This window comes from Xanthobacter agilis (assembly GCF_021730435.1).
Taxonomy (GTDB): Bacteria; Pseudomonadota; Alphaproteobacteria; order Rhizobiales; family Xanthobacteraceae; genus Xanthobacter; species Xanthobacter agilis.
Genome location: NZ_JABWGX010000053.1, coordinates 1 through 10,432 on the forward strand (window position 1 = coordinate 1; position 10,432 = coordinate 10,432).

The window sequence follows — 10,432 nt, forward strand, 5'->3', positions numbered from 1 at the left end:
CTCTGTCGTGCGGGCGCTCCCGTGCAGAATCTGTCCCATAGTGCATCCTTCCACCCTTGCATGGATGATGCACCATCAAATGCCGGGACCAAACACCTAGAGCGGCTTGCATTAAGACGCGTAGGTGCGACCGGCTATCGCCACGTGGAGGTTGTGGAGTTTATCAATTCCGGAGCAAGGGGGCGCCAGACGCGTCCGTTAGTGCCGTTCTTCGTCAACGGCGCGACTGTGACGGGACCATCGGTCGGACGACAATCCCGACAACATCAGCCTGGCGGAGCGAGCCTGATCAGACAGGCCGGTCGGGCCAAAGTACGTCAGAGGCGGCGGGCCGCCGCCCGGGCCGGCGGCGAGGCCCGCCCCATCAGGCTCACATCATGCATCCCATGCCGGTGAGCAGCTCGTTGGCCTTCTTCTTCTGGCCATCGCTGAACGCGGCGTAGAGGTTGCTTAGGGGCTGCTTCATGTCCTTGAGAGCAGCGGCGCGGGCTTCCATCACAGCAATGCGGGACTCGAGGCGCTCCATCGGCGTATCGGCGTCAAAGCTGGCGCGCATGGCCTGGCGCAGGCCCTGCATGCTGACGAAATTGTTCTTCATCGCCGCCACATAGGCTTCCCACACCTTAACCTGCGCATCGGTGACGCCCAGCTCAGCCTTCAGGAAGGCAACACGCCCCTCGATGAAGGGGGGGAGCTGGCCATCGGCATCACCCGTCATCCCGCCACCGCAGCCGCCCATCATGCTCCGGGCAGAGCGATGGAACCCCGGCCCCCAGCCCCCCTGGCCGGGACCCATATAACCCTCACCCTGACCCATCATGCCCGGACCATAGCCGGGCCCACCGCCCATCTGGGCGCTCGCCGGCGCAGCGGACAATGCCGCCGCGGCCAGCACAAACGCTGAGACGACCGCAACGGAAACAGACTTGATCTTCATGACGCTCTCCCTTCTTGCAGGCGGACACGTCCGCCCTCCGACTTGCGCCGGGGTTGAGCCAGAGCATTTTACGCCGCGCCTGCGCCTCCTACCACATCGACCCACGCGCGATACCCCAATCGTGATGCACGGTGGGCGGCTTCCGCGGTCCTGCCTCGCGAACCGCAGCGGCGGGCTGGCACACACGAAACGGTCGTCACCGATGGCCGAAATCACCGCGCTACCGGCGATAGACCTCGATCATAAATGCGCTTGCACGCATATGCGCATGGGAGTAAGGAATATCCCATGCAGTCCGCCCTCACCCTTCTCTCGGCCCTGGCCGAACCCACCCGCCTCGCGGCGGTCCGCCTCCTGTGGGATGGGCGCGAGCATTGCGTCTGCGAGCTCGTGCGCGTCCTCGGCGTCACCCAATCCCGCATGTCGCGCCATATGGCGGTGCTCAAGCAGGCCGGCATGGTGATCGACCGGCGAGATGCTCAATGGGTGCGCTACCGTCGGAACCCCGACTTGCCGGCCGAGCAGGCCGCCATCATCGATGCTGTCCTCACCAGCCTGGACGCTTCATCGAACAGGAGAGCCGCATGAGCGCCGACCTGTCATTGACCGGACGCAAGCCGCCTCGGGAGGCATCGCCTCTGGCTTGGGCGGTGGTGACCGTCGCGGCGATCGCCCTCTGGTTCGTGGTCTATGCCCAGCTCGCGCCGTTCTCCCAATGGCTGGTGGCCCACCTGCCGGTGGAGCCGGGCAGCCATCTTGCCGAAGCGGTCACGTTCTTCATCTACGACACGCCCAAGGTGCTGATGCTGCTGACGCTGGTGGTGTTCGCCATGGGCGTGGTGCGCAGCTTCTTCTCCGCCGAGCGTACCCGTGCGCTGCTCGCCGGAAAGCGCGAGGGGCTCGGCAACATCGCGGCCGCCGGCCTCGGCATCGTCACGCCCTTCTGCTCCTGCTCGGCGGTGCCGCTGTTCGTCGGCTTCGTCTCCGCCGGCGTCCCCCTCGGCGTCACCTTCTCCTTTCTCATCGCCGCGCCCATGGTCAACGAGGTGGCGCTGGGCCTGCTGTTCGCGCTGGTCGGCTGGAAGGTGGCGCTCACCTATCTGGCCTTCGGCCTTGCGGTGGCCATCGTCGCCGGCTGGGTCATCGGCCGGCTCCATCTGGAGGGCTGGCTGGAAGACTGGGTGCGCAACGTGCGCGCCGCTCCGGTTGAGCTGCCGCCAAACGGCATGACCCTGGTGGATCGCATCAGGGCGGGTCTCGACGCGGTGCGCGACATCGTCGGCAAGGTCTGGATGTGGATCATCGCCGGCATCGCCGCGGGCGCCTTCATCCACGGCTACGTGCCGGCGGATCTCCTCGCCTCCATCATGGGGCGGGATGCGTGGTGGTCGGTTCCGGCCGCGGTTCTGCTGGGCATTCCCATGTATTCCAACGCCGCGGGCATCATCCCGGTGGTGGAGGCCCTGCTGGCCAAGGGGGCGGCGCTGGGCACCGTGCTCGCCTTCATGATGGCGGTGATCGCCTTGTCGCTGCCGGAGATGATCATTCTGCGCAAAGTCCTGAGCCTGAAGCTGATCGCCGTGTTCGTGGGCGTGGTCGGCGCCGGCATCCTGGCCGTGGGTTTCCTGTTCAACGCGCTGTTTTCTTAAAACAAGAAAGGCGAAGGCCATGAAAGACGTGAAAGTGCTCGGCCCCGGCTGCTCCCGCTGCGAGGCCACGGCGCAGATGGTGCGGGACGAGGCAGCCAAGCTCGGGCTCGACGTGAGCGTGGAGAAGGTGACGGACTACGCAGTGATCGCCGGCTATGGCATCGCCTCGACCCCCGGCATCGTCATCGACGGCAAGGTGGTGCATGCGGGTGGTCTTCCAAAGCCGGACGACGTCGCCCGCTGGCTCGCGGCGTGAGCCCCGCCATGCTGGAATACAAGGTTCATGCATCGCGCATCGATGCTCACGGCAGCCTCGCCCGCACGAAACAGGCCGAGATCATCCTCGACACCGACATCGGCGGGCGCGCCGATGCGTTCAACCCGGCGGAACTGTTTCTCGCCGCCATCGCGGCATGCATGATCAAGAGCATCGAGCGGGTGACCCCGATGCTGAATTTCGAGTTGCGCGGGGTAGATGTCACGCTCCACGCCGTTCGGCAGGACGCGCCACCGAAGATCGTCTCGGTGGATTACGAACTGATCATCGATACGGACGAGCCGGAGCAGCGCCTGGCCTTGCTCCACACCAACGTCCGCAAGTACGGCACGATTTCGAACACTGTGGCGGAAGCGACCCGATTGGACGGGACCATCCGAAGGAAGGCGTGAGCGTCATCAGCGCGCCGGCCCCGCCAGCGCGCATGCGATCAGTCGTTATCCATGAAAGGCCAATCCACGACGAAACGAGGCGTGGTCATCTGCGCGCCGATGCGCACGGCGATCGGCATACCCTGTTGGCGGCAATGCTCTGCCAGGCATCCACAAGCAGACGTTTCCTAGGTCCAAAAAGGGTCATCTCCAGCCCTGCCTGGCAGCCATCCGCGGGCGCGATCTAGAGCAGATCTTCCCATTGTCGTGCGCCGTGCACGACACGGACGATCTCCGCCCCCTCGTCGATCTGGCGGTACAAAATCAGGTAGTTGCCGGCTGGTAGGCTTCTCAGCTCAGGCCGCACCTCCGGCCTCGCAACGCCGATGCCTGGCATCTCCCCGATCCGCCGGCAACGGCGGTAAATATCTTCGTACCAGTGTCGGGCCGCTGAAGGATTGTCCTCGGCAATGTAAAGGGCGATGGCTTCGATGTCCGCCTCGGCCTGTGGTCGAAGCTGGTAGCTCATTCTTCCCCACGTCCGGCAATCTTGGCATCGAGCTTCTGCCTGATCCGGGCGAAGGCTTCCTCACCATCGACAGCGGGGCCGCTGCTCATGCCGGCATCCCACAACCGCCCCAGCTCTTCGATGGCCTTGGCACGCTGCGTCCGCCGGTGCTTCCAGTCGCGCAGGGCCTCCCGCATGACCTCGCTCGCCGACGCATACTCACCGGTCTCGACCACCTCACGCATCATCGCCGCCATTTCGGGGGTGAGGGCGACACTCACCTTCTCGACACTGGCCATGAGATCGTTCTCCTTTTGTCCTATGGTAGGCAAGCTTACTACCAACAGCAAGCGGAGAGTTTTCGGAAGTCGGGAGCAGCCCGGCACCATCTCCAGCAAAGATGCTGCGCACCGCCATGATGGTGCGTAACGGCTAAGGCCGCGCTGGTTCAGTTCGTGCCCCCAAAGCAAGCGTTCCAAAGGGCCGCAACGGGTCACAGCCGGTAAGCGGCCGGGGGGAAAGAACCCCGCAGTCCCGAGCCGAGCCGCATGGCCATCGCCCCCCCCTTTTGCGTCCGCTCGGATTTACGGCTCTGAGGGAAGGGCTTCCCTACTACCACGCTCCGGGTCTCCGGCGACCCGTCTGTGGGGTTGTCCTACAACGAGTCGAGAGTGAGAGGTTGCGCTTCACCAGCAGTTCCAGCGCCCGATAGCGCCGTCCGCCGGCGGGGATCTCATAGATGCCGGTCTCGACGCCATCCGCATCGACCACGGCGCGGACATTGAGTCCCTGGAGCAGGCCCCGTCGGGCGATGTCCTCGGCGAGCTCCTCGATCGAGACGCCGGCTTTCACCCGGCGAACGTTGGACTGGCTCAGGACCAGCTTGTTGAAGGGGATGTCCCGCGAGGACGAAAGGGTGATCTTCTGAACAGACGTGGCCATGGGATGCTTCTCCGCGACGGGCGGCCGGAGAACCTCTCTCTCAACCTCGAACCCGTCACGAAGCACGGCGCCGCCCTCTTCCTCTGAGGGCAGCGCCGTAAAGCCGATGATCCGGAACAACGCAAAGCCGGAGACACGGCAATCCGCATCTCCGGCTTTGCGGATCTCAGGCGGCCCGGTCGAGGAGCTTCTTTGCCCGTTCCTCCAGATCGAGGCGGGCGTCCTGGTGCGGCTTGTCCCGCGCCACGGCGGTGATGCCCTGCACGAAGTCGAAGATGCTCTCGGGTTTCCTGCCCTCCTCGGCGAGCACGGTGTCGATCACCTTCTGCGTCTCGGCTTTGGAGAAGCCCTTGCGGCGGAGGAACTCGCTGCGGTCCTCATCGCTGCGCGCCACGATGCGCTCGCGGGCCGCCCTGATGCCGTTGACGAACGGCATGGGCGAGGAATTGGCAAAGCGCTCCAGGGCCGGCGCGGCCTGATGGGCGAAGCGGGACGCGGCATACTTGGAGTGCCGGATGGTGATCTCCTCGAAATCCTCGACACCCCACAGGTTGCGGTTCTGGCACACTGCCCGCAGATAGAAGCTGGCGATGCCGAGCGTCTTGGCGCCCACCTCTGAGTTCCAGCAATAGAAGCCACGGAAGAAGAGGTCGGGAGAGCCATCAGGCAGCCGCCCGGCTTCGATTGGGTTCAGGTCGTCCACCAGGAACAGGAAGACGTCCCGGTCCGAGGCATAGAGGGTGGTGGTGTCCTTGGTGATGTCGACGCGGGGATTGTAGATACCGGTCGACCAGTCGAGCACGCCGGGCACTTTCCAGCGGGTGTCGCCGGTGCCGTTGCCGGCGATGCGGCGCACGGCGTCGACCAGCTCATGGTCGAAGATGCGGCCATAGTCGAGGCCGGTCACTGCCCGGAGCTCGACGCGGCCGTCCTCCACCTCCAGTGTCTTCACCTGCTCGGCGCGGTGCGTCAGCAGGCCATGCTGCAGGTTGATGCCGGCGAGCGGCGCCGGGAGCTGACGCAAATAGGCGGCCGGTGCCCCAACGAGGCTCGCGAGCTGGCCAAAACTCCAATGGGTAGGGGCAACGGGAGCCTCCGTCCCCGGCAGCGCGAGCATCATCCGGTCCGGCGCCTCTTGGCTCGCCTCGACGCGGATGGCGGCGCTCTCCACGGTGCGCGTCCGGCTCCGGTCGGACCGCCCGCGCACCGCTCCATACAGCTCAGACAGCGACAGATAGCGCTCGTCCGCCGGCCGGGAGAACCACTCGGAAGACACGCAGCCGATCCGCTCACCGCGGCTCGCATCCACCCGATATCCGCGCGCTGCATCACGGCGGGCATCCAAGACCTGAACTCCAGTCATGGGACCAAACTCCACGACGGGTGCCGGGAGCCTCTCTCCCAGTCCTCACCAGTCACGGAATTTCGGTCCAACCTCTCACTCTCGATCGCGCGGACGGCCCCCCGAATCCCGATGAGCTTCTCGCTCCGATGGATGGTACCGGCTGAAGCTGGCGCAGCATGCCCTGCACCGCCGCATGGAGGAGGCGCTGAAACCGCTCGGGCTGAATCCTGCCCAATATGCGGTGCTGGCCGAACTGGACGCGCGGCCGGACCAGACCAATGCCGACCTCGCGGAGCGGGCATTTATCACCCCGCAATCGATGCAGGGCGTTCGAGCGAAACTGGAAGAATCAAGGCTGGTGGAGCGGCGTCAGGATGTTCGTCACGGTCGTCGCCAGCTCGCACGTTTGACGCCCGAGGGACATGTGAAGGCCGAGGCCGCGAATGCCGAAGTGATGCGGGTCGAGGAGGTGCTGGAGGCTGCGGTCCATCCGGATGCCATTCAAGATGCGTTGATCTGATGGAACGGCTTCACAGGGCCATGTGCAGATAGCGTCGGGGGTTGGACCAGGTTGCGCCTTCCCGCATCGAATATTGTCCGTCTTCTGGTCAATGTCGTATCGTGACAGAGGCAACGTCCGTGACGTTGCCTCGAGCTTTTACGTGGTCCATGGCGATCTTTCGATGTCGTCGAGCTCGCGACGCCCACCTGGGTCGGCTGGATCAACCATCGCCCGCTGTGCTGGAGCCCATCGGCAACACCGCGCCGGCCGAAGCCGGGGAACCGGGAACCGCCGGCCAGCGGATCAGCGCCTCGCGCCCCGCCGGCGTGAGGCGGTAGATGCCGCGATCCGTACGGGCGAACCAGCCATAGACATTGTCCAGAAGGATTTTCCCGGCGTTGGGCGCGAACGCACGAAGATCGCGCGGGCGTTTCGGGGCCTCCGTCATGGCCAGGGCACAGGCGAGCGCCTGCTGCCGATATGCGGTCATGATGGGTGTACGAGACCCGCCCCCCACCGCCGGATCGCCCAGCCGGCGCCGGTGCTCATCCACGAGCCGCGACCTGCGGCGCGGATCCTTGCGCGGCATGGGAGACGTGGGGCTGACGATGATCGTCACCTCGCCCGCAGGCGAGACGCCGAGCATCCCGAAACCCAGGCGCCGACACAGGTTGCGGAAACGCGAGTCGCTTTCCCGTCCGTTTCCGCGCACCGATGTGCGCGCTGCGAGCCAGACCTCGTCGCAGGCGGTGGCGCGGTCGACGGCCTGGAGGACGAGTTCCAGATTGAAGCTGAGCTTCAATTCCCCGATGACCACGATCGGTATTCCGTCTCCTGCAAGCGCGACCAGGTCGCAGCCGCCGACCTCGCCTTTGACGGCAAAGCCGAGGCCTTCCAGAAACGTTTTCACGGGCAGATAAAGGGACGTTTCCAGGATCCGCTCTCCGTCATCAGGCCGGCCTGTGCCGGGCAGGGCCGGGAGGGCGAACCTCCGGATTGGTGGCGATCCAGATGATGTGGCGCGCGCCCCCGCGCCCTCCATTGGCCCGCACGCGCGCCTCTTCGACGCCAAACCCCGCCGTGCGAAGCCGCTGGGTGAAATTCTGGTCCGGTCTCGATGACCAGACGGCCAGCACGCCGCCGGGCCGCAGCGCTGCCCTGGCCGCGTTGAGGCCGGCACTATCGTAAAGCCGGTCGTTGGCCTCGCGTGTCAGCCCTTCGGGTCCGTTGTCGACATCAAGCAGAATCGCGTCGAAGGTCGTCCGGCCGGCGCGGATCGGGCCGCCCACGTCCTCTTCGCGGATGCTGACGCGCGGATCGGTCAAGCAGCCTGCGAAGATCTCCGCCATGGGGCCGTGCGCCCACGCGACCACCGCCGGCACCAGTTCCGCCACCATGACACGGGCATCGGGCCCGAGTTCGGCGAGCGCCGCGCGAAGGGTAAAGCCCATGCCCAGCCCCCCGATGAGCACATGTGGCTTGGAGCGGTCCCGAAGCCTGGCGCAGACCATCGTGGCGAGCGCCTTTTCCGACCCGCTGAGGCGACTGTTCATGAGCTCGATAGACCCTGCCATGATCGAGAATTCCGCCCCGCGCTGCATCAGGCGGAGTTGGCCGCCGCCATCGGGCACTTTCGCGGTGTCGAGCTGCAACCAGGGGATCACGGGTCACTCTTCGGTTGAGGATCGCGTTTTGCGAGCCGCCGTATATAGGCCCAACCTCCGTCCCGCCGCCACCGGCCAGTAGACGACCACGTACCGTCTCTCGATGAGCAGGTTGGTGTCCCAAGTTGAGGGACAAGGCGAATCGGCGGTCCGCCACTGACCGCTATAGCCGTGCCCGACAGCGCCAGAAACAGACCTTGCCAAGTGCGTGTCTGAACGTCCGGTATGGGCCGATTCCGTTGAAAAAGTCGGCGTTGCTGTTGGGCCGAAGTCCTGATTCAGTTGTCCTTGCGGATGGAGGGACGAGGCGATGATGGGCGAGCGGACCGGGGTGCAGGAGGCTCTGTTCTACGAGTTCAGCCTGGAGCGCCATGTCCCTTCCGGCCACCTCGTGCGGGCCATCGACAGGTTTGTCGACCTATCCGGCATCCGGGCGCACCTCAAGCCTTTCTACAGCGAGACCGGTCGGCCCTCGATCGACCCGGAACTGATGATCCGGATGCTCCTCGTCGGCTATTGCTTCGGCATCCGCTCGGAACGGCGGCTGTGCGAGGAAGTCCACCTGAACCTTGCTTATCGCTGGTTCTGTCGCCTCGGGCTCGATGACCGCGTGCCGGACCACTCGACCTTCTCCAAGAACCGGCACGGCCGTTTCCGCGACAGCGATTTGCTCCGGCATCTGTTCGAGACCGTGCTGCAAGTTTTGTCGGGGAGGGCTTGGTTGGCGGAGAAGGCTTCGCTGTAGATGCCAGCCTGATCGAGGCCGAGGCCAGCCGTCAGAAGGGTGTCGAGGGCAAAGCGGGGCTATCGCCCGAGGCAGCCGGACGCGCGGTCGAGGAATATCTCGCCGTGCTCGACGATGCGGCTTTCGGCGCGGCCACCGAAGTCACGCCGAAAATCCTCTCGCCGGCAGATCCTGCTGCCCGCTGGACCGGCGCACATGGTGGCCAAGCCTACTTCGCCTATTCCACCAACTATCTGATCGACGTGGAGAACGCGATCATCGTCGACGTAGAGGCGACGACGGCGATCCGTCAGGCCGAGGTCCTGACAGCGAAACGCATGATCGAACGTTCGATGGACCGCTTCGACCTTTACCCGGCACGGCTGATGGGCGACAGCGCCTATGGTTCGGCGGAGATGCTCGCCTGGCTGGTCTATGAGCATGGCATCGAGCCGCACGTTCCGGTGTTCGACAAGTCCGAGCGTCGCGACGGCACCTTCAGCCGAGCCGACTTCACCTATGACCGCGAGGCGGATGCCTATGTCTGTCTGGCCGGTAAGCTCTTGCGGCAGCGCCAGAAGCTCTACCGCACACCCAAGCCCCTGGTCGATGAGGATGGCATGATGCGCTATCGCGCCAGCAAGCTGGACTGCGATGCCTGTGCCCTGAAGCCTCGCTGCTGCCCGAACACGCCGGCCCGGAAAATACCCCGCTCGATCCATGAAGGCGCCCGCGACATGGCGCGGGCCATCGCCGGCACTGACGCTTATGTCACGTCGCGGCGGCAGCGGAAGAAGGTCGAGATGCTGTTCGCGCATCTCAAGCGCATCCTGAAGCTCGACCGCCTGCGCCTGCGAGGCCCGAACGGAGCTCGGGATGAGTTCCACCTCGCCGCAACCGCCCAGAACCTCCGGAAGCTCGCCAAGCTCCTCCCGAGCGCGCCGCAGATCAGCCCGGCATGACCGGAGAAGGCGTCCGCTGGCGAAATCCGGCTTCGTGCCAGCATGCCTCACAGGCCGAGTTTTTCAACGGAATCGACCCATTTCCGACCTTAGCAACGGCTGCTTCTAGGCCGTAGTGACGATTTAACTATTTGAGCCAGATGGCGATTGCGGCGAGTTTGACGAAGCCCATGAAGGTGACGAGGAGCTTGTCGTATCGCGTGGCGACGCGCCGGAACTGCTTGAGCTTGTTGAAGAAGCGCTCGATCTTGTTGCGCTCTTTGTAGAGGTCGGTGTCGTAGGCGCGCTGAAGCTTGCGATCCCGCTTCGGCGGAATGACGACTTCGGTTCCCCGTTCTTCCATGGCATCAACGAGATGGTTTGCGTCATAGCCCTTGTCAGCCAGCAGGGCGGCCGCATCAATATCTTCGATGAGGTCGTGGGCAAGGGCGATGTCATTGCGCTGCCCAGGCGTCCCGATCAGGCGGACCGGGAGCCCGAGAGCATCGGCGGCGGCGTGGATCTTGGTGCTCAGGCCGCCGCGAGACCGGCCCAGGCCCTGGGCATCCGCC

Annotated in this window: 11 protein-coding genes and 3 pseudogenes; 6 read left to right on the forward strand and 8 right to left on the reverse strand. The window is 65.1% G+C overall.

The features are described from left to right. Positions 1-370: 370 nt before the first annotated feature. Positions 371-937, reverse strand: coding sequence for a Spy/CpxP family protein refolding chaperone (locus tag HUW53_RS21405; RefSeq protein ID WP_237347774.1), 567 nt, complete (start codon positions 935-937; stop codon positions 371-373). A gap of 288 nt (positions 938-1,225) precedes the next feature. Here HUW53_RS21405 and HUW53_RS21410 point away from each other — a divergent pair, with 288 nt between their 5' ends. The 4 genes from HUW53_RS21410 to HUW53_RS21425 are packed head-to-tail and all read left to right on the forward strand — an operon-like array spanning position 1,226 to position 3,255. Beyond that, positions 1,226-1,525 carry an ArsR/SmtB family transcription factor gene (locus HUW53_RS21410; RefSeq protein ID WP_237347775.1) on the forward strand — a complete coding sequence of 100 codons (300 nt, stop codon included), beginning with the start codon at positions 1,226-1,228 and terminating at the stop codon, positions 1,523-1,525. Then, positions 1,522-2,586: a permease gene (locus tag HUW53_RS21415; RefSeq protein WP_237347776.1), complete on the forward strand. Its 1,065-nt coding sequence runs from the start codon at positions 1,522-1,524 to the stop codon at positions 2,584-2,586. Before HUW53_RS21410 ends, HUW53_RS21415 begins: the two co-directional genes overlap by 4 nt. A 19-nt stretch (positions 2,587-2,605) precedes the next feature. Then, positions 2,606-2,842 carry a thioredoxin family protein gene (locus tag HUW53_RS21420; RefSeq protein ID WP_237347777.1) on the forward strand — a complete coding sequence of 79 codons (237 nt, stop codon included), beginning with the start codon at positions 2,606-2,608 and terminating at the stop codon, positions 2,840-2,842. Positions 2,843-2,850: 8 nt separating this feature from the next. Next, positions 2,851-3,255 carry an OsmC family protein gene (locus HUW53_RS21425; RefSeq protein WP_237347778.1) on the forward strand — a complete coding sequence of 135 codons (405 nt, stop codon included), beginning with the start codon at positions 2,851-2,853 and terminating at the stop codon, positions 3,253-3,255. A gap of 223 nt (positions 3,256-3,478) precedes the next feature. Here HUW53_RS21425 and HUW53_RS21430 read toward each other — a convergent pair whose 3' ends face one another. The 4 genes and pseudogenes from HUW53_RS21430 to HUW53_RS21445 all read right to left on the reverse strand — a co-directional run bounded on the left by HUW53_RS21430 (position 3,479) and on the right by HUW53_RS21445 (position 6,047). Continuing rightward, on the reverse strand, positions 3,479-3,763 hold the full coding sequence (locus HUW53_RS21430) for a type II toxin-antitoxin system RelE/ParE family toxin (protein ID WP_237347779.1): 285 nt from the start codon (positions 3,761-3,763) through the stop codon (positions 3,479-3,481). Next, the gene (locus HUW53_RS21435; protein ID WP_237347780.1) at positions 3,760-4,041 is read right to left on the reverse strand and encodes a type II toxin-antitoxin system ParD family antitoxin; all 282 of its coding nucleotides are present in this window, start codon (positions 4,039-4,041) and stop codon (positions 3,760-3,762) included. Before HUW53_RS21435 ends, HUW53_RS21430 begins: the two co-directional genes overlap by 4 nt. Positions 4,042-4,423: 382 nt before the next feature. Then, positions 4,424-4,684: pseudogene (locus tag HUW53_RS21440) on the reverse strand (ParB N-terminal domain-containing protein); the annotation flags it as partial. Positions 4,685-4,850: 166 nt separating this feature from the next. After that, complete coding sequence (locus HUW53_RS21445) at positions 4,851-6,047, reverse strand: DUF932 domain-containing protein (protein ID WP_237347781.1); 1,197 nt, start codon at positions 6,045-6,047, stop codon at positions 4,851-4,853. Positions 6,048-6,222: 175 nt separating this feature from the next. Between HUW53_RS21445 and HUW53_RS21450 the strand changes: the two genes are divergently transcribed. After that, entirely contained in the window at positions 6,223-6,549 is a 327-nt protein-coding gene (locus tag HUW53_RS21450; protein WP_237347782.1) for a MarR family winged helix-turn-helix transcriptional regulator, read from the forward strand. A gap of 265 nt (positions 6,550-6,814) precedes the next feature. Here the strand turns inward: HUW53_RS21450 and HUW53_RS22025 are convergent. Together HUW53_RS22025 and HUW53_RS21460 are read right to left on the reverse strand one after the other, a co-directional pair. Next, positions 6,815-7,465 (reverse strand): annotated as a pseudogene (locus HUW53_RS22025) (DUF2161 domain-containing phosphodiesterase); the annotation flags it as partial. A gap of 16 nt (positions 7,466-7,481) precedes the next feature. Continuing rightward, positions 7,482-8,195, reverse strand: a complete 714-nt coding sequence (locus tag HUW53_RS21460) for a polyamine aminopropyltransferase (RefSeq protein ID WP_237347783.1) — start codon at positions 8,193-8,195, stop codon at positions 7,482-7,484. 310 nt (positions 8,196-8,505) lie between these two features. Here HUW53_RS21460 and HUW53_RS21465 point away from each other — a divergent pair. After that, positions 8,506-9,881 (forward strand): annotated as a pseudogene (locus HUW53_RS21465) (transposase). Positions 9,882-10,008: 127 nt separating this feature from the next. Here the strand turns inward: HUW53_RS21465 and HUW53_RS21470 are convergent. Then, the coding region (locus HUW53_RS21470; protein ID WP_237347784.1) for an IS5 family transposase at positions 10,009-10,432 on the reverse strand (424 nt) is incomplete at its 5' end.